This is a genomic window from Streptomyces sp. Y2F8-2 (assembly GCF_014905555.1).
GTDB lineage: Bacteria > Actinomycetota > Actinomycetes > Streptomycetales > Streptomycetaceae > Streptomyces > Streptomyces cynarae.
Genome location: NZ_BNGS01000010.1, coordinates 153,692 through 171,171, shown reverse-complemented (window position 1 = coordinate 171,171; position 17,480 = coordinate 153,692). Strand labels below are relative to the sequence as shown.

16 protein-coding genes are annotated in these 17,480 nt (G+C 73.0%); 7 read left to right on the top strand and 9 right to left on the bottom strand.

Translation table 11 applies throughout. The annotated features are described in order from the left end of the window. Nucleotides 1-271 precede the first annotated feature (271 nt). Together SY2F82_RS30020 and SY2F82_RS30015 are read right to left on the bottom strand one after the other, a co-directional pair. The gene (locus SY2F82_RS30020; RefSeq protein WP_200422306.1) at nucleotides 272-679 is read right to left on the bottom strand and encodes a (2Fe-2S) ferredoxin domain-containing protein; all 408 of its coding nucleotides are present in this window, start codon (nucleotides 677-679) and stop codon (nucleotides 272-274) included. After that, on the bottom strand, nucleotides 676-2,646 hold the full coding sequence (locus SY2F82_RS30015; protein WP_200422305.1) for a heavy metal translocating P-type ATPase: 1,971 nt from the start codon (nucleotides 2,644-2,646) through the stop codon (nucleotides 676-678). Before SY2F82_RS30015 ends, SY2F82_RS30020 begins: the two co-directional genes overlap by 4 nt. Nucleotides 2,647-2,761: 115 nt before the next feature. On the opposite strand from SY2F82_RS30015, the gene SY2F82_RS30010 reads away from it, so the two are divergent. Then, nucleotides 2,762-3,163: a metalloregulator ArsR/SmtB family transcription factor gene (locus tag SY2F82_RS30010; RefSeq protein WP_200422304.1), complete on the top strand. Its 402-nt coding sequence runs from the start codon at nucleotides 2,762-2,764 to the stop codon at nucleotides 3,161-3,163. 13 nt (nucleotides 3,164-3,176) lie between these two features. Here SY2F82_RS30010 and SY2F82_RS30005 read toward each other — a convergent pair whose 3' ends face one another. Beyond that, nucleotides 3,177-3,467 (bottom strand): hypothetical protein, encoded by a 291-nt coding sequence (locus tag SY2F82_RS30005; RefSeq protein WP_200422303.1) that lies wholly within the window; start codon nucleotides 3,465-3,467, stop codon nucleotides 3,177-3,179. Between the two features lie 109 nt (nucleotides 3,468-3,576). Here SY2F82_RS30005 and SY2F82_RS30000 point away from each other — a divergent pair, with 109 nt between their 5' ends. Beyond that, nucleotides 3,577-4,416: an EamA family transporter gene (locus tag SY2F82_RS30000; protein WP_200422302.1), complete on the top strand. Its 840-nt coding sequence runs from the start codon at nucleotides 3,577-3,579 to the stop codon at nucleotides 4,414-4,416. Nucleotides 4,417-4,423: 7 nt separating this feature from the next. On the opposite strand, the gene SY2F82_RS29995 is transcribed toward SY2F82_RS30000, so the two are convergent. After that, nucleotides 4,424-4,570: a hypothetical protein gene (locus SY2F82_RS29995; RefSeq protein ID WP_200422301.1), complete on the bottom strand. Its 147-nt coding sequence runs from the start codon at nucleotides 4,568-4,570 to the stop codon at nucleotides 4,424-4,426. Between the two features lie 24 nt (nucleotides 4,571-4,594). On the opposite strand from SY2F82_RS29995, the gene SY2F82_RS29990 reads away from it, so the two are divergent. Then, on the top strand, nucleotides 4,595-4,735 hold the full coding sequence (locus SY2F82_RS29990; protein WP_200422300.1) for a hypothetical protein: 141 nt from the start codon (nucleotides 4,595-4,597) through the stop codon (nucleotides 4,733-4,735). 8 nt (nucleotides 4,736-4,743) lie between these two features. On the opposite strand, the gene SY2F82_RS29985 is transcribed toward SY2F82_RS29990, so the two are convergent. Then, nucleotides 4,744-5,649, bottom strand: coding sequence for a hypothetical protein (locus tag SY2F82_RS29985; protein ID WP_200422299.1), 906 nt, complete (start codon nucleotides 5,647-5,649; stop codon nucleotides 4,744-4,746). Continuing rightward, nucleotides 5,639-6,226, bottom strand: a complete 588-nt coding sequence (locus tag SY2F82_RS29980; RefSeq protein WP_200422298.1) for an RNA polymerase sigma factor — start codon at nucleotides 6,224-6,226, stop codon at nucleotides 5,639-5,641. Before SY2F82_RS29980 ends, SY2F82_RS29985 begins: the two co-directional genes overlap by 11 nt. 406 nt (nucleotides 6,227-6,632) lie before the next feature. Here SY2F82_RS29980 and SY2F82_RS29975 point away from each other — a divergent pair, with 406 nt between their 5' ends. Beyond that, a complete protein-coding gene (locus SY2F82_RS29975) occupies nucleotides 6,633-8,789 on the top strand; it encodes a SpoIIE family protein phosphatase (RefSeq protein WP_200422451.1) in 2,157 nt (718 codons plus the stop codon). 72 nt (nucleotides 8,790-8,861) lie between these two features. Here the strand turns inward: SY2F82_RS29975 and SY2F82_RS29970 are convergent, their stop codons facing one another. Further along, complete coding sequence (locus SY2F82_RS29970; protein ID WP_200422297.1) at nucleotides 8,862-9,824, bottom strand: MIP/aquaporin family protein; 963 nt, start codon at nucleotides 9,822-9,824, stop codon at nucleotides 8,862-8,864. A gap of 254 nt (nucleotides 9,825-10,078) precedes the next feature. Between SY2F82_RS29970 and SY2F82_RS29965 the strand changes: the two genes are divergently transcribed. The 3 genes from SY2F82_RS29965 (at nucleotide 10,079) to SY2F82_RS29955 (ending at nucleotide 14,974) form a co-directional block, all read left to right on the top strand. Then, complete coding sequence (locus SY2F82_RS29965; protein ID WP_200422450.1) at nucleotides 10,079-12,028, top strand: NAD(P)-binding protein; 1,950 nt, start codon at nucleotides 10,079-10,081, stop codon at nucleotides 12,026-12,028. Between the two features lie 129 nt (nucleotides 12,029-12,157). Continuing rightward, nucleotides 12,158-14,008, top strand: coding sequence for a prolyl oligopeptidase family serine peptidase (locus SY2F82_RS29960; RefSeq protein WP_200422296.1), 1,851 nt, complete (start codon nucleotides 12,158-12,160; stop codon nucleotides 14,006-14,008). 48 nt (nucleotides 14,009-14,056) lie between these two features. Further along, on the top strand, nucleotides 14,057-14,974 hold the full coding sequence (locus SY2F82_RS29955) for an SURF1 family protein (RefSeq protein WP_200422295.1): 918 nt from the start codon (nucleotides 14,057-14,059) through the stop codon (nucleotides 14,972-14,974). Between the two features lie 60 nt (nucleotides 14,975-15,034). Here SY2F82_RS29955 and SY2F82_RS29950 read toward each other — a convergent pair whose 3' ends face one another. Together SY2F82_RS29950 and SY2F82_RS29945 are read right to left on the bottom strand one after the other, a co-directional pair. Beyond that, on the bottom strand, nucleotides 15,035-16,252 hold the full coding sequence (locus SY2F82_RS29950) for a hypothetical protein (RefSeq protein ID WP_236041875.1): 1,218 nt from the start codon (nucleotides 16,250-16,252) through the stop codon (nucleotides 15,035-15,037). Between the two features lie 167 nt (nucleotides 16,253-16,419). Next, nucleotides 16,420-17,016: a SigE family RNA polymerase sigma factor gene (locus tag SY2F82_RS29945; protein WP_236041892.1), complete on the bottom strand. Its 597-nt coding sequence runs from the start codon at nucleotides 17,014-17,016 to the stop codon at nucleotides 16,420-16,422. Between the last annotated feature and the right edge of the window lie 464 nt (nucleotides 17,017-17,480).

Sequence of the window (17,480 nt, the reverse complement as noted above, 5' to 3'; positions counted from 1 at the left end):
GAAGGCTCCTGTTCGGCCGTCCGCCGCCCCAACCGCCCTTGGGATCTGGCACATGGCAGGGCCGTCGCCTCGCTCGTCGACGGCCGTCTCGATGTGGGCGCGGATGTACGGTTCACTCCCCTCAGCCACAAGAGGGGCTTCGGCAACACCGCCTCGGACAGGCGCTTGCCCAGGCCGGCATGGCGTACCCCCTCCTTCGTGGCCTGGCGAATCCCAAGGATGACCGTGCGCCGTGCCGAGCTCATCGGGGCGTGGCCTCTATCGCGTCGGGTCATTCCTCGGCAGCCTGGCGAATACGTCGGGAAGGTGTGAACGCGTACAGGTCGAGCACGCCGGGCGGGTCGGCCAGGCCGGGGCCGCCGGCGGTGATCCAGGCGGCGATGTCGGCGGTGGCGTCCGAATCGTTGACCAGCCCCAGCCACACGGGCCGACCGCCGGCCGCCCGTCCCGTGGCGGAGGGCTGGACGACCATCACGTTGGCGTGCTCGCAGGCGTCCAGGCATCCGGTTACCCGGACCTGTGCGATATCGGCGAGTGCCTGCCGCAGCCGGGCGAGTTGCTCGGCATGGTCCAGGCCGGGGATCTTTGCCGTGCCACAGCAGCAGCCGCGGCAGACGGTGACCGTGCAACGGGTCGCGCCCGCCGTGGCGGGGGCGGCTTTGCGGGGGCGGCGGCTCACAGCTCATTCCCGGCGCGGGCGCGGCGCCAGGCGCCGTCGGCCAGCAGGCGCAGGCCGTTGAGGCCGACGATGACGGTGGAGCCCTCGTGGCCGGCGACACCCATAGGCAGCGGCAGGGTGCCGGCGAGGTCCCAGAGGACCAGGCCGGTGATGAACACGGCGGCGATCACCAGGTTCTGCACCACCAGGCGGCGGGCTCTGCGCGAGAGCGCGATCACGGTGGGGATGGTGGCGAGTTCGTCGCGCACGACGACCGCGTCGGCGGTCTCCAGGGCCAGGTCGGATCCGGCCCGGCCCATGGCCATGCCGATGTGGGCGGCGGCCAGCGCGGGAGCGTCGTTGACGCCGTCGCCCACCATGAGTACCTTCCGGCCGGCCCGCCCCAGCTCCTGCACCGTGGCGACCTTGTCGTGCGGCAGCAGGCCGGCGCGCACATCCGTGATGCCGACTTCCGCGGCAAGCCGTGCGGCGGCGCGCGGGTTGTCACCGGTGACCAGCACCGGGGCGGTGCCGCTCAGGCGGCCCAGTGTGGCGGTGGTGGCGGCAGCCTCCTCGCGCAGCCGGTCGGCGATGCCCAGCACTCCTACCGGGGTGCCGTCAGCAGTGATCACTACCGCGGTGCGGCCCTCCTCTTCCAGGCCGGCGGCGAGCGTTGCGGCCGGGTGAGTGCTGCCGTTCAGCAGGCGTGCGGGGCTGCCGACCGTGATCGTGCGACCGGCCACCGTCGCCGTGACGCCGGTGCCCGGAGCGGAGACGAAGTCATCGACCAGCGGGATGTCCAGACCACAGGTGCGGGCGGCGTCCACGATGGCGCCGGCCAGCGGGTGCTCGCTGGGGTGCTCGGCCGCCGCCGCCAGCCGCAGAAGCTCCTCCTCGCTCAGGCCGGAGCCGGTCAGCGGGCGGATGTCGGTGACGCGTGGGGTGCCCTCGGTCAGGGTGCCGGTCTTGTCCAGCGCGACGGCGTCCACCTGGCCGAGTCGTTCCATGACCTCGGCCGACTTCACCAGCACGCCGTGGCGGCCGGCATTGGCGATCGCGGACAGCAGGGGTGGCATGGTGGCCAGTACCACCGCGCACGGCGAGGCGACGATCATGAAGGTCATCGCGCGCAGCAGCGTGGACTGCAGGTCGGCGCGGAACACCAGCGGCAGCACGAACAGGGCGACCGTGGCCGCGACCATGCCCAGCGAGTAACGCCGTTCGACCTTCTCGATGAACAGCTGGGTCGGTGCTTTGGTCTCGGATGCTTCCTCGACCATGGCGACGATGCGTGCGATCACGGAGTCGGACGGGTCCCGTTCCACCTTCACCCGCAGCGCGCCGGTGCCGTTCAAGGTGCCGGCGAACACCTCGTCCCCGCTCTCCTTGGACACCGGCAGCGGCTCGCCCGTGATGGTGGCCTGGTCGACCTCGCTGGCCCCGTTCAGCACCCGCCCATCGGCGCCGATCCGCTCACCTGGCCGCACCAGGATCGTGTCACCCACATGCAGCTGCTCGGAGGGCACGGTCTCCTCATCGCCGTCATCCATCAGACGGGTGGCGGTGGCGGGAGCCAGGTCGAGCAGACCGCGCACGGAGTCCGCGGTGCGGGCGGTGGCGATCGCCTCCAGCGCGCCGGAGGTGGCGAAGATGACGATCAGCAGCGCCCCGTCCAGCACCTGCCCGATCGCCGCCGCACCGAGCGCGGCGACGACCATGAGCAGGTCCACGTCCAGGGTCTTCTCCTTCAGTGCCCGCAGGCCGGCCCAACCCGGCTCCCAGCCACCGGTGACGTAGACGGCCGCGAACAACGGCCCCCACGACCACGCCGGCGCCCCGGTCAGGTACAGCGGCAGCGCGATCAGGAACAGCGCCAGCGCGGTCGCCGCCCACCGGGCCTCCGGCAGCGCGAAGATACGGGTGCGCCGTGGCACCACCGCCTCGCGGACCGCGCCGGACGGCGCCGGACGGGTGAGAGTGGAAGACATCGACACGGGGTCCTTCGCAGATCGGGGGCGGAACACAGTCCGACCCCATCACCGTAGCAGGAACGAATGAAGAGGCATTCATGTGTTCATGGAAGGTCCCCCGTACCATGTGCACATGGGTCATGGAGCCGCACCGCCAGCCGGAAGCGTCCCGCGCGGACACCTGGACGCCGCCAGCGCCGCCAAGGTCGCCACCACTCTCCAAGCACTGGCGACCCCCTCACGGCTCCTCATCCTCGCTCGCCTACGGCAAGGCCCCCTGCCCGCGACCGAGCTGGCCACCGAGGTCGGCATGGAACAGTCCGCCTGTTCCCACCAGCTGCGCCTGCTGCGCAACCTCGGCCTCGTCGTCGGCACCCGAAAGGGCCGCTCAGTGGTGTACTCCCTCTACGACAACCACGTCGCCGAACTCCTCGACCAGGCCGTTTACCACGTCGAGCACCTCCGCCTCGGCCTGAGCGACACCGTCGCCCACGCCGAGCCGGAACGGGACGAGGCGGCCCTCCCGAGCGCCTGACCACCCCGTCACCTCACCCGGAACCGGAACCGGCCTCGACGCCAAGTGCCCGGCGTGGTGACTCCACCGGCGGGTCCACGGGCGGCTCCACCGGGGGCAGCACGGGAGGCTCGGGTTCCGGCGGCTCCAGCGGCGGCTCGCACGGCGGCGGCAGCGGCTCGCACGGCGGCGGCAGCGGCTCGCACGGCGGCGGCAGCGGCTCGCACGGCGGCGGCAGCGGCTCGGGCGCTACGGACGGCGGCAGCGCCTCCGCGAGGAGACGGCAGGGTGGCTTCACCACCGCGAAGGCGGTGAAGCCACCCACCCGCACAGGACCGCGAAGGCCGTCGGCGGAGGAGTGGAGCGGGGCATCGGGAGCAACAGCCCCCGCTGTAGGGGGGATCGAGCGCCCTCGCCTGGGAACCGTTGGGTGAATGGGTGCTCTTCTCGCGCTGGCCTCGGCGGTCTGCTACGGCGCCGTCGACTTCGCCGGCGGACTGCTGTCCCGCCGGGTTCACTTCACCGTGGTCACCTTCCTCGGGCAGGTCGGCGGTCTGCTGTTCGCGGTGGTGGCCGCGGCTCTGGTGCCTGCCGAGACGGTTCGGCCCTCGGACGTGGTGTGGGGCGCCCTGTCGGGGGTGGGCAGCGGGACCGCCATGCACTTCCTCAACCGCGGGCTGAGCCGGGGAGCCATGAGCATCGTGGTCCCGGTGAGCGCCGTCACCGGGGTCGCCCTGTCCGTGCTGAGCGGCGTGTTCCTCCTGGGTGACCAGCCCACAGGGGCGGCCTGGCTGGGGATCTGCCTCACCCTGCCTGCCCTGTGGCTCGTCTCCGGTGGCTCTCGCCCCGGTCGGGGCGGGGACGGGAGGGAGGCGTCGGTGGACGGGCTGATCGCCAGTTCGGGGGTGGCCCTGCAGTACATCGGCCTCGCGCAGGCCGCCCCGGCGAGCGGTCTGTGGCCCGTGGCCGCCGGGCGTCTCGCCGCCGTCCTGCTCCTGTTGCCGAGCGCCTGGCGGCAGGCTCCCCGGTTCCGGCAGCCCGTGCGGCGGCTGGTCGAGGCGGTCCTCGTCGGGGCGGGTGCGAGCTTCGGCCTCATCCTCTATCTGTGGGCGGCCCGTCGGCAGATGATGGCCGTCGCCGTCGTCCTGGCCTCCCTGTACCCGGCGATTCCCACGGTCCTCGGGCTAGCGGTGCTGCACGAGCGGGCCACCCGGACGCAGATGATCGGCCTGGTGGGCTCGGCCGTCGCCATCGTTCTGCTCACCCTGGGGTGAGGCGGATTCACGCCCGGCGCAGCGCCACGAGCACGACCAGGAGCACGGTGGCGCCGGCGCTCGTGCCGTGCGCCACCACGGCCGCGAGGGGGAAGTGCCGTTCGGCGGTGGTGCCGCCGTGGGAGTGCCGATCGAAGGTGGGCAGCCCGGACATCCATCCGCTTGTTCACTCTTTGGGGTGGATCAGGGCTTGCGCACCACCGGGCGGAGCCGCACCACCGGGCAGGGCTTGCGCACCACCGGGCGGAGCCGCACCACCGGGCAGGGCTTGCGCACCACCGGGCGGAGCCGCACCACCGGGCAGGGCGCCCGCCCCTGAGGCGCGTCCTACGCCAGACCGGATGCGCCGAACTGAGCCGTGGCCAGGACCGTCCCGTCGGGAGCCGCCAGTCGGGCGCCCGCCAGTGTCGAGGCATCGACGGGGGCGGGGCCGGCCCAGTAGCCGTAGCCCTTGTGCAAGGAAAACTCGCCGACGCGGACCGTGCTGCCGTCGTGCCGCACCAGCAGGCAGGAGACCTTGCCGTCGTACGGCGTCCCGGAGTCGGCCAGATCGACGGACATGTAGAGCCAGCCCTGGGGGCCGGGGTGGGCGTAGATCTCGCCCGCCGTCTTCCCGAAAGCCCGGGCCGAGACCAGTGCGGCCCTCAGCATGCCCGTGGGTGCCCCGGCGGGGTTGGAGGGTCCGGCCGCAAGCTCCTCGATCGCTGTGCCGACGGCCCAGCCGCCGAACCCGAAGGCGAGGGCGAGCGCGGCCACGGCGGAGGCGACCCGCAGCCGCACCCGGCCGCGCCGGCCCTGACGCCGGATGCCGGCCTCACGGGCGCGCGAACGCCCTTCGTGCGTCGGCGTTCCCAGCGCCTGCGCGCCGTTCGTCTGCACACCCTCGACCTGCACATCTTCGACCGGCACACCCTCGACCTGGGCACCCGGGGCCTGCGCACCCGGGGCCTGCGCGTCCTCTGTCTGCACATCCTGGGCCCGCGCACCCTTCCCCTGCGCGCTTCGTGTCAGCGCCTGCGCCACCCTGGTCTCGAACCCGACCGGCGGCTCGCCGCACGGCAGCAGCCCGATCAGCCGGTCGCCGACGAGGGTGAGCTGCGCGACGTACTCCCGGCAGTCCGCGCACCGGTCCAGATGGGCGACCGCCCCGGCGCGTTCCCGGGCGGGAAGAACGCCGAGGGCCAGCTCGGCGCCGATCTCCCGCAGCTTCTCGCAGGTCACGTCACTGGGCATGGTCGCTCCCCTGGGGAGGGGCGAGGGTGGTGCGCAACTTGCCCATCGCCGTCCTGATGCGCGTCTTGGCGGTGCCCAGCGGGACGTGCTCCCAGTCGGCGATCTGCTGGGCCGTCATTCCGTAGATGCCCGCCATCACCAGGGCACGGCCCTGTTCGCGCGGGAGCTGCGCCACCGCGGCCCGCAGCCGCGACGACGCCTCGTCGGCCAGGGCGTACTGCTCGGGAGTCTCGCTGACGACGCCCAGGATCGCCTCGAGGTCGTCGGGCGCCAGCGGCTCCGGCCGCCGGGACCGGACGGCGTCGATGGCGAGGTTGTGGGCGATGGTGGTCAGCCAGGTCGTCACGGAACCCCGGCGGGAGTCGTAGATCTGCGCATGGCGCCACGCCCGTTCGAACGTCTGCTGGGCGATGTCCTCGGCGAGCTGCGGGTCCCCGGTGACGGCGACGGCGACACCGAAGACCTTGTGCTGGAACCTCCGTACGAAGGTGACGGCGAGCTCCGGATCGCCGGTGGCCAGCCCGGACAGCAGAGCTTCGTCCGGGAGACGGCCCACGGGGAACCGGAACCTCTGCATACCGGTATATACGGCCCGGTCGCGCCGAGGGATTGCCCGGCCGCGCCACGGGACTGCCCGCCCGCCACGGAAGTTCATGACCGCGTCCGTGCCGGCAGCGGGAGCCGGGCGGCGGTGCCGACGGCTCGGTTGGAGTTCATGGCGACTCCGGCTGGGCTGTTGTACGGCGTCCCCGGATCACCACCCACAGGCGACATCTGCCGCAGATGGGATCCAGTCCCACTATTCCATCCTATCGCCCATCACTTTGGGTGAAATCCGTGGTGCGCGGCCGCCATGGCCCTCGCTTCCGGTCGCCGGGCACCTGCCGCGCCGGGAGGAACGGCGAGACGGTCCGGCAGCCCGCCCGAGCGGCGACGCTTGCGATGTCAGCAACCCCCAATGGGCGTATTGTCCGGATATGGCCATGGGTGGCGGCGACGAGCCGAAGGGCACGGCTCCGGCGCCGGGCGATGCCCCCGACGGAGTGGAGGATGCCCTCGACGCGGTCCTGGCGACGACGGTGCGCCGCACCGGAGCCTCCATCGGCGGTATCTACCTGATCGAGGAGGCGGAGCCGGTGCTTCGGCTGGTGGCCGTATGCGGCATGCCTCTGGAGTTCACCGCCCCCTGGCGGCGGCTGTCGCTCACCGCTCCCGTCCCGATCGCCGACGCGATCCGCGAGGAACGGCTGGTGTGGATCGGGGACCAGAGCGACATGGCCCGCCGATACCCGCGTGTCGCGGCGGTCCTGCCCTACAGGTTCCCGCTCGCCGCGCACGCCGTGACCGGAATGCGCCGCTGCTGGGGCGGACTGGTGCTGATGTGGCCCGCCGACCACGCCCGGAGGCCCACCTCCCGCGAACGCCACCACATCACCTCCAGCGCCCGCCGTCTGGCCCGTCTCCTGGACCAGGCGTCACGCCCGCCCGCGCTTCCCGACCAGCCGCGCATCGTCTCCCTCGACACGCCGCGCCACCCCGCCCACCCCGCCCACGCCGGCCTCGTCGCCGTCGACTACGCCGAACGCCTCCCCGAGGGCGCCCTGGCCCTCGATCTCGAGGGCAGGATCACGTTCGTCACCAAGACCGCCGCCCGCCTGCTGGGCCGCGACGGCGACCGACTGCTGGGCACCCGGCCCTGGCAGTCGCTGCCGTGGATGGACGACCCCGTGATCGAGGACCACTACCGCACGGCCGTGGTCAGCCGCGCCCCCCTGTCCTTCACCGCCCTGCGCCCACCGGACCAGTGGCTGACCTTCGAGCTCTACCCGGACACCAGCGGCATCAGCGTCCGTATCACCCCTGCCGCGGAGCAGTCCGCACCGAGTACGCGTCGCCGACCGGTCATGGTGACCCCGACCGGCCGTCTGTACCAGCTCGTCCACCTGGCCGCCGCGCTCACGGAAACGGTGAGCGTGCGCGACCTGTTCGAACTGATCGCGGACCAGATCCTGCCCGCCTTCCGCGCCCAGGGCCTGGTGTTGTCGGCCGCCGACGCCGGCCGTCTGAAGATCCTCGGCTCGTACGGCTACCCGCCCGAGGTCGTCGACCACCTGGACGGGCTCACGCTCGACACCGACCTCTCCCCCGCCGGGCAGGTCCTCGCCACCGGCACCCCCGCCTTCTTCGCCAGCCCCGCCGAACTGTCCCGCAGCTACCCCGATGCGCCCCTGCTGAGCGGCAAACAGGCCTGGGCCTTCCTCCCCCTGGTGATCACGGGACGGCCGGTGGGCTGCTGCGTCCTCTCCTACGCCCGGCCCCACACCTTCTCCGCCGACGAGCGGGCCGTCATGACCTCGATGGCCGGGCTGATCGCGCAGGCCCTGGACCGCGCCCGGCTGTACGACGCCCAGCACGGCCTCGCGCACGACCTCCAGCAGGCGCTCCTGCCACGCGCCCTGCCCACCGTGGCCGGACTGGACGTGGCCGCGCGCTACCTGCCCGCGAGCCGCGGCGTCGAGGTCGGTGGCGACTTCTACGACCTGTTGCGCCTCGGCCCCACCACCGCGGCCGCCGTCATCGGCGACGTCGAGGGCCACAGCATCGCCGCGGCCGCCCTCATGGGCCAGGTACGGACCGCCATCCACGCCCACGCCACCGCCGGCGCACCCCCGGACCAGGTCCTGGCCTGCACCAACCGGCTCCTCACCGACCTGAACTCCGACCTGCTCGTCTCCTGCCTCTACGCACAACTCGACCTGGCCCGCCGGGAGATCGCCCTCGCCAGCGCCGGCCATGTTCCGCCGCTGATGTGCCACGGCTCCCACGAGGTCGGCCTGCTGGAGGTGGAGCCCGGGCCGCTGCTCGGCGTCGACGTCGACTTCCAGTACCCCGTCACCCGCGTGCCGCTCCCCGCCGACGCCCTGCTGGCCTTCTACACCGACGGCCTCGTCGAAGTACGCGGCAGCGACGCCGACCGGGCCACCGACGCCCTGGCGCGGTATCTGGCCGGCGTCCGCGACCATGCGCTGGAGGAACTGATCGACGGCCTGGTCCGGCACATCTGGCCCACCGGCCGGCACACCGACGACATCGCCGTCCTCCTGGTGCGCGTGCCCGGTGGGCATCCGGTCTCCGGTTGAGACTCCCTCCGGCCGAGATGCGCGCGTCCGGTCCAGGTGGGCCGCCGGTCACTCCTCGAGGCGGGCCGCCGGTCACTCCTCGTCCGTGGCCTCCGCGTCCGTGGCTTCCGTCGGACGGGCCCGGCCGGCTTCCGGCCGCTCGCCGCGCTGTGCCCGGATGTGCAGGACGTCGCCGATGAACAGGTCGTAGACCAGGACCCCGACCACACCGCCGACGAGAGGACCGACGATCGGGATCCACCAGTAGTCGCTGAAGGAGCCGGGGAGCGTGCCGGGCAGCGCGAGGCTCTGCCAGCCCGCCACCCAGGTGAACAGGCGGGGACCGAAGTCCCGGGCGGGGTTGATGGCGTACCCGGCGTTCGCGCCGTACGACATGCCGATGGCGGCGACCGCGAGGCCGATCACGAAGGGCCCCAGGTTGGCCCGTACCCCCGTGTTGCGCAGGTCGATGACCGCGACGACGAACACGACCAGGAAGGCCGTACCGACGATCTGGTCCACGAGCGGACCCCAGATGCCGCCGTGGAAGAACGGCGCGGGGAACGTGCCGAAGATCGAGAAGCTGGCGAGCGTGTGCCCGTTCGTCTTCGGCCCCGTCATGGCGTGATCGAAGGTGTTGATCGCGTCGTGGTAGACCGCGTACACCAGCGCTGCCCCACCGAACCCGCCGACCAGCTGCGCGAACCAGTACGGGAGGACCTTGGGCCAGGGGAACCGGCGGCGCACCGCGAACGCCAGCGTGACCGCCGGATTGATGTGGGCGCCGCTGACACCGCCCGCGACATAGATGCCGAACGTCACGGCGAGGCCCCAGCCCCAGGTGATCAGGAGCCAGTCGCCGGCGCTGAGGAAGAAGGTGGTGGGGCCCGCGGTACGGCCTGATCCCGGCAGCGCGGCGACCGCCGTCGCGACCGAACCGCATCCGAACGCGACGAGGACGAACGTCCCGAGGAACTCCGCGAGGCATTCACCCAGCAGGCCCCCTCGGCGCCTGAGGCGGGAGGGTGTGAGCAGGGGCGGGATATCCACAGCCATGATGGCCCCCTCAGGGACTGTTCCGGCCGGTGATGGGCTCGTTCCCCGGCTGCGGTCGAGGACGCCGGCCGAGCACACCATGAGTATGACGCAAGGACAGCAGCCCCGCTCTTCACCGTCGTCACCGTCACCCGTGCGGGCGAGGCCCGATGCCTCACGTGCCTCTGTGGAACCAGCACCCCGATACGGCAGTCTTCCTCCTCGTGGGGGCAGGGGTTCCGCAGCAGAACGGGTCGGTTGACGGCGTCCCGCACATGGTGGTGTGCGGGGACGACGGGCTCGCGCACCGGCTGGCCGCCGAGTTGCGCGGGGTGTACGGCGAGCAGGTGACGCTCGTCGTCCCGCCCGCCGTCCGGGTCGCCCGGCAGCCGGTGGTGGGCCGTGCCCGCGCCTCGACGCTGCTCGACCGGGTCTCCGCCGCGGTCACGCGCGCGGCGGGCAACGGGAACGGCCATGGCAACGGCAACGGCAACAGTACGGACGGGCGCGCCGCCGGGTCCGGCGGCGGCCGCAGCGCCGAACCCGCCGGTTCGGTACGGATGGTGGAGGCCCCCGAGGCGTCCGAGGCCGTGCTCGCGGAGGCCGGAGTGGACCGGGCGGCAGCGCTGGCGCTCGTCTATGACGACGACGAGACCAACATCCGCGCCGCGCTCACCGCCCGCCGCCTCAACCCGCGGCTGCGGCTCGTCCTGCGCCTGTACAACCGGCGGCTCGGGCAGCACATAGAGGCACTCCTCGACCAGGCGGCGGCCCTGGCGTCCGGCGGGACCGGCGACGCCGAGGCGTTCGACGCGTCCACGACCGTGCTGTCCGACGCCGACACCGCCGCGCCCGCCCTGGCCGCGACCGCCGTCGCCGGCACCACCAAGGTGGTGCAGACCGACGGGCTGATGCTGCGGGCCGTGGAGCGCCCGCCGCCACGGCCGGATCAGGTCGCCGACCCCGGGCTGTGCACGCTGGCGTTGCTGTCCGCGACGGTCAACGACCCGGCCGGGGCCGACGGCTTCGACGGCGAGCAGGGTCCCGAACTCCTGCCGGACGAAAGTGCCGTGGCGGAGGCCACCGGACGCGGCACCATCGTGCTGGAGACCGTCTCCTACACCGGCCCGGCGCTGCCCGCCGGGCGCAGTGTCGTACCGCTCGGTTCGCTGTTCTCGCGGCGGCTGCGCTGGTCGGTCGCCGGGCTGGTGGGCTGTGTGGTGGGGCTCGCGATCGCGTCGATGGCGGTCACCGGCGAACCCCCGCTGCGCGCCACCTACTTGACGCTGCTGGACCTGTTCGCCATCGACAACCCGGCCATCGGTGAACCCGTCGGGCGGCAGATCCTGCAACTGCTGTCCTCCTTGGTCGGGTTGCTGCTCCTGCCCGTGCTGCTGGCGGCCGTGCTCGAAGCCCTCGGCACCTTCCGCAGCGGAACCGCGCTGCGCAGACCGCCGCGCGGGCTGTCCGGACATGTGGTGCTGCTCGGCGTCGGCAAGATCGGCACCCGGGTCATGACCCGGCTGCGGGAGCTGAAGATCCCGGTGGTGTGCGTGGAGGGCGACCCGGAGGCGCGCGGCCTCGCGACGGCCCGGCGACTGCGGGTGCCGGTCGTACTCGGGGACGTGACGCAGGAAGGCGTGCTGGAAGCCGCCAAGATCCACCGGGCGCACGCGCTGCTCGCCCTGACCAGCTCCGACACGACGAACCTCGAGGCCGTCCTGTACGCCCGCTCGGTACGGCCCGACCTGCGGGTCGTCCTGCGCCTGTACGACGACGACTTCGCGACCGCCGTCTACCGCACCCTGCGCGCCGCGCACCCGCACGCACAGACGCGCAGCCGCAGCGTGTCCCACCTGGCCGCGCCGGCGTTCGCCGGGGCCATGCTGGGCCGGCAGATCCTGGGGGCGATCCCGGTGGAGCGGCGGGTGCTGCTGTTCGCCGCCGTGGACGTGGCCGGGCATCCGCAGCTGGAGGGGAAGACGGTCGCCCAGGCGTTCCGCGCGGGGGCGTGGCGGGTGCTCGCCCTGGACACGGCGGCGCCGGGAGAACACGGCCGGACGCCGGACCCGGAGACGCGCCCGCCAGACCGCGCCTCGGGGCTGGTCTGGGACCTGCCGCCGACCTACGTTCTGCGCGCGGAGGACCGAGTGGTCCTGGCGGCGACGCGGCGCGGTCTCGCGGACCTGTTGGGGCGCAGGCGCCGGGAGCCGACCGGGGCCTGATCCCGTCCACGGGCGTGCCGAGGGGTGGAGCCGAGTTGTCCACAGGCCCGGACCTCGTCTGCGGGCGAGTCGTCCACAGGCTGCGGACCTCGCCCGCGGGAAGTCGGCCGGGCCAGGCACTATGGGGCCATGACTGAGAGCAACGGGTCCACCTCGCCCGAGCGCGGCGGGGACATGCCGGACTGGGAGAAGCGCTTCCGGGCGCCGCGGGTGTCACTGCCGGACTGGGCGGAGGACGCGCCGCACCGCTCGCTGTTCGTCTCCAACGCCACCGGGACGTACGAGCTGTACGCCTGGGACCGCGTCACGGGCGAGCAGCGCCAGGTCACGGACCGGGCGACCGGCACGACGGAGGGCGTGCTCTCGCCGGACGGCGAGTGGATCTGGTGGTTCGACGACACGGACGGCGACGAGTTCGGGATCTGGAGACGCCAGCGGTTCGTGCCCGGTGCCTCCGGTGCGGGTACCGGGCCCGACGAGCCCGCGGCTCCCGGACTCGAGCCGTCGTACCCGGCGGGGCTCGCGATCGGGCGGGACGGGCGGACGGCGGTCGTCGGCCGCTCGACCGACCAGGACGGTTCCACGATCCATCTCGTGCGGGCCGGCCTGGAACCGGTGGAGATCTACCGGCACCGCGAGTCGGCCGGGGTCGGCGACCTCTCCCATGACGGCTCGCTGATCGCGATCGAGCACACCGAGCACGGCGACGCGATGCACTCGGCGCTGCGCGTGCTGCGGCCGGACGGTTCGACGGTGGCGGAGCTGGACGACACCAAGGGCGGCACGGTCGAGCTGGGCCTCGAGGTCCTGGGCTTCGCTCCGGTCGACGGGGACACCCGGTTGCTCATCGGGCACCAGCGGCGCGGCCGGTGGGAGCCGCTGGTGTGGGACGTCGCCTCCGGCGAGGAGACGGACCTGCAGCTGGACCTGCCGGGTGACGTGGCCGCGGAATGGTACCCGGACGGCTCAGCGCTGCTGATCGTGCACGGTTTCGAGGCCCGCAGCGAGCTGTTCCGCTACGACCTGGCCACGCGGGAGCTGGTGCGGGTGCCGACACCGCCGGGCACGGTGTCCGGGGCGACGGCCCGGCCCGACGGGACCGTCGAGTACCTGTGGTCGTCCGCGACCGAGCCCCCGGTCGTCCGGTCCACCTCGGGCAGGGTGGTGCTGGATCCCCCCGGGATCGAGGCGCCCGGGTCGGTGCCGGTGGAGGACGTGTGGGTGGACGGGCCGGGCGGCCGCATCCACGCGTTGGTACAGAGGCCGGCGGGGGCCTCAGGCCCGCTGCCGACGGTCTTCGACATCCACGGCGGCCCGACCTGGCACGACAGCGACTCGTTCGCCGCGGGCCCGGCGGCCTGGGTGGATCACGGGTACGCGGTGGTGCGGGTCAACTACCGCGGTTCGACGGGGTACGGGCGCGAGTGGACGGACGCGCTCAAGCACCGGGTCGGGCTGATCGAGCTGGAGGACATCGCGGCGGTCCGGGAGTGGGCGGTGTCGTCCGGGCTCGCGGACCCGCAGCGGCTGGTGCTGACGGGCGGCTCGTGGGGCGGCTACCTGACGCTGCTCGGGCTCGGCACCCAGCCCGAGCTGTGGACGATCGGGATCGCGGCGGTACCGGTCGCGGACTACGTCACGGCGTACCACGACGAGATGGAGGCGCTGAAGGCGATGGACCGGACGCTGCTCGGGGGCACGCCCGAGGAGGTACCGGAGCGGTTCGAGGCGTCGTCGCCCCTCACCTACGTCGACGCGGTGAAGGCACCGGTGTACATCTCGGCGGGGGTGAACGACCCGCGCTGCCCGATCCGTCAGGTCGAGAACTATGTGAACCGGCTCGCCGCGCGGGATGCGGTGCACGAGGTGTACCGGTACGACGCGGGGCACGGCTCGCTGGTGGTCGACGAGCGGATCAAGCAGGTCCGGCTGGAGCTGGACTTCGCGGCGCGGCATCTGGGGGGTGGTGCCGTGGGTTGACCGGCCCCAGGGGCGGGCCCGCGGTGGTGGCACCGTACCGTTGAAGGCGTGTACCGGTTTCTGCTGACGCCCCGCTGGTGGGGGATCAACGTCTTCGTGCTGCTGGCCATCCCCTTCTGCGTCTTCATGGGGTCGTGGCAGCTGGGCCGGTTCGAGGCACGGGTGCACGAGCAGCGGGCGGCGAGCGAGCAGGTCACCGCGGACCGCAAGGAGGCGGCCCGGCCGCTGGCCAAGCTGCTGCCGGTGGACAAGAGGACGTCCGGGAAGCAGGTCACGGCCCGCGGGCGGTACGGCAAGCAGTTGCTGGTGCCGGACCGGGAGCTGGACGGCGAGCGCGGGTTCTACGTGCTGACCATGCTGCGGACCGACGGCGGCAAGGCGCTGCCGGTGGTGCGGGGCTGGCTGCCGGGTGACGCCGACCCCGCGAAGGCCCCGGCGCCGCCGGTCGGCGAGGTCACCGTCACGGGCGCCCTCCAGGCCCCGGAGAGCCCGGGGTCGAACGGGGTGAACGCGGCAGGCGGACTGCCGGCCGGGCAGACCGCGGACATCAGCACGGCGACGCTGGTGAACCTGGTGCCCTACGACCTGTACGAGGCGTGGATCACCCTCACCAAGGCCGACAGCGGGATGAAGGCGGTACCGGCGACGGCGCCCCAGGGGAGCGGACTGGACCTGAAGGCGTTCCAGAACCTGGGTTACACCGGCGAGTGGTTCGTCTTCGCGGGCTTCACGGTCTTCATGTGGTTCCGCCTGCTGCGCCGCGAGGTGGAGTACGCCCGCGACGCACAGCTGGGCCTCCTACCGGAAGGGCAGGGCACCGGCACGACCGGCGAGGCCGCGCCCTCGCGGGCGGCCGGCGAGGAGTCGGCCACCCGCGCGTCGACCGCAGGCGACGAAGCTGCCGACGAATCGGCCGCAGGCGAGGAAGCAGCCGGCGAAAGCCCGACGCCGGCCGCCAAGGCCTGAGGCAGGGACCGGGCGGCCTCTGAGAGCAGGTCGGGCCGGCGCGCGGGTGCCGCCGCGGGCTCAGGACCCCGCCAGCATCCCCGTGTGGTAGATCGTGCCGGCGCAGGCGTTCGCGATGGTGGTCGAGGAGCTCGCGGCGCCGGTGCCCGGGGTGAGGGATACGGTCACGCTGCCGTCGGCCACGCCGTCCTCCGTCATGAGCTGCGGTGCCGTGCCGCTGCTCTCCGGGCTGGAGCCGCCGCCGCTCGTGCTCGTGCTGTCCGAGGGGCTGGGGTCGGGTGAGGCGCCCCCGCCACCCCCGTTGCCGCTGCCCGTGGTCGGGCAGGTCTCCGAGGGCACCCAGGCGAACTTGACCTCGTACGCCGCCCCGGGCTTGAGCACCAGGGAGGAGACTTCCTGCGTGGGGTCGGGCAGGCCGGTGGCCGGGTCGCCGGTGACGTGGTTCACCACGGTGATCTTGGCGGGGTCCGCCGCGCCCTGGGTGGCCGTGGTGACGGTGCCGCTGCCCGAGACGGTACAGCTCGTGGTGGAGGTGTTGCTGACGCGGAACGTGCCGTACACCGCGCCGGTGGAGTCCGGGGCGGACGCGGTGGCGGTCGGCTGGCCGAGCTGGGCCGCGGTGCACGCGGGAGCGGTCTGCGCGGAGGCCGACGGGTTCGTGCCGGTGGCCCCCTCGGCCGCCCCCTTGCCCTTGTCCTCCTTGCCCTTCTGGCTCCCCTTGCCCGTCTCCCTGGACGTCCCGGCCGAGCCGGCGGAGCCGCTGGAGCCGCCGTCCGGGCCCTTGCCCTGGTCGGCGCTGCCCTGGGCCTGTGAGGCCTGGCCGGCGATGGACGGGTCGGCGTTCGAACCAGTGGCGTTCGAAACGTGGATGAGGGCCGGGATCGCGGTGCCGATGAACAGGGCGGCGGCCGCCATGCCGACCACGGCCTGCCGCTTGCGGGCCCGCCGGGCGGGTACCGCACGCCGCAGATGGTCGAGGCTGCCCTCACGCGGCTCGATGTCGCCCACGGCCTGATGCAGCATCCGACGCAGCGCCAGTTCGTCCGAACCGAGCCCCTCGGGCACCCCGTCGTCGCCGGCGGGCAGATCCTCGCCACCGCCGCCGGAGCCCGACCCGGCCCCGCCGCCCCCGAGCGCCGCCAGGAGCCGGTCCCGCCCCGCGCCGGGGCCGTCACCGGCACCGTCCGCGTCCCTGCCGAAGGCTTCGGAGAGGTGGTCCGCGGCGGCGCGGTCCCGTCCGGTGTCCGCACGGACGTGGTCGTCGGGGCGGTGGTTCACGGTTCCGTTCCCAGCGTGCTGCTCGTGGTCGGCTTCGAGGGCCCCTGGCCGATCCGTCGGCTCATGCCTCCCCCACTGCCTGAGCGGCGTGGGGGGACCCCCAGTCGGTTCCTGTCGTTCGTGGGAGTCGCGCCCCCAGGGGGTGGTGCGCCGCTCCTCGTACTTGCTCATGCCGATGCCCCCATGGCGACACGGAGCGCCGCGATGCCGCGCGAGCCGTACGCCTTCACCGAGCCCAGCGATATCCCCAGCGTCTGAGCCACCTGAGCCTCGGTCATATCGGCGAAGTAGCGCAGCACCAGGACCTCACGCTGACGGCGCTGCAGGCCCTTCATCGCCTTGATCAGCGAGTCGCGCTCCAACTGGTCGTACGCGCCCTCCTCCGCGCTCGCCATGTCCGGCATCGGCTTCGTCAGCAGCTTCAGGCCGAGGATGCGGCGGCGCAGCGTGGAGCGCGACAGGTTGACGACGGTCTGGCGGATATACGCGAGCGTCTTCTCCGGGTCGCGCACGCGCTTGCGCGCGGAGTGCACGCGGATGAACGCCTCCTGGACGACGTCCTCGCAGGACGCGGTGTCGTCGAGGAGGAGCGCCGCCAGACCCAGCAGGGAGCGGTAGTGGGCGCGATACGTCTCGGTGAGGTGGTCGACCGTGGTGCCGGCGACCGTGGTCTCCTCAGCGCCCTCGCGCTGGTTCGGTATGCGGGTGGGCCGCGCTGCGGGCATGGGGGCGATCACCGGCATGCCGCCGGGCGCGCCGGGCATCCGGGGGCGGCGGGGCGGACGAAGGGCCGCGCCCCTCGCCTGTACCGCGGTGAATTCGAGTACCTCTGCCACGCAAGTTGGACACGTCTGCCCCCGCCAGGGTTGTACGCGACCGGCATCACATTCGCCTCGGACAGCACATCCCTCTGCACGTCCCCTCCTGCGCCCCCCAGCGCACCGGACCGTGCGTCAAGTGCCCTCATGCGTACCAGCTCTTCCCCTATGCCCCGTGTGTGGTGGTGCCCAGCCCCCCGAAGGGCGACCGCAAAGACGCTCCCCGCCCTGCGCGCGGTTGCGGAGGGCGGGGAGTGAATCTTCGAACGCCGAGAGACTTCGATTCAAGGTCCGGACCACGGGATGGTCCGTGCAACCCACACTGATCCTACAAACGTTTCAGCCAACGGCCAGGGGTTTCCGGCCGAACTGCCGCCTGTTGGGGCTCTGGGTCGGCCGCCTGCCGGGGC

Coding starts and splice junctions, on each gene's coding strand:
- SY2F82_RS29965 (WP_200422450.1), top strand. CDS start 10,079: ATGGTGGTGTGCGGGGACGACGGGCTCGCGCACCGGCTGGCCGCCGAG.
- SY2F82_RS29975 (WP_200422451.1), top strand. CDS start 6,633: ATGGGTGGCGGCGACGAGCCGAAGGGCACGGCTCCGGCGCCGGGCGAT.
- SY2F82_RS29995 (WP_200422301.1), bottom strand. CDS start 4,570: ATGTCCGGGCTGCCCACCTTCGATCGGCACTCCCACGGCGGCACCACC.
- SY2F82_RS29945 (WP_236041892.1), bottom strand. CDS start 17,016: ATGCCCGGCGCGCCCGGCGGCATGCCGGTGATCGCCCCCATGCCCGCA.
- SY2F82_RS30015 (WP_200422305.1), bottom strand. CDS start 2,646: ATGTCTTCCACTCTCACCCGTCCGGCGCCGTCCGGCGCGGTCCGCGAG.
- SY2F82_RS29960 (WP_200422296.1), top strand. CDS start 12,158: ATGACTGAGAGCAACGGGTCCACCTCGCCCGAGCGCGGCGGGGACATG.
- SY2F82_RS29980 (WP_200422298.1), bottom strand. CDS start 6,226: ATGCAGAGGTTCCGGTTCCCCGTGGGCCGTCTCCCGGACGAAGCTCTG.
- SY2F82_RS30010 (WP_200422304.1), top strand. CDS start 2,762: ATGGGTCATGGAGCCGCACCGCCAGCCGGAAGCGTCCCGCGCGGACAC.
- SY2F82_RS30000 (WP_200422302.1), top strand. CDS start 3,577: ATGGGTGCTCTTCTCGCGCTGGCCTCGGCGGTCTGCTACGGCGCCGTC.
- SY2F82_RS29985 (WP_200422299.1), bottom strand. CDS start 5,649: ATGCCCAGTGACGTGACCTGCGAGAAGCTGCGGGAGATCGGCGCCGAG.
- SY2F82_RS29970 (WP_200422297.1), bottom strand. CDS start 9,824: ATGGCTGTGGATATCCCGCCCCTGCTCACACCCTCCCGCCTCAGGCGC.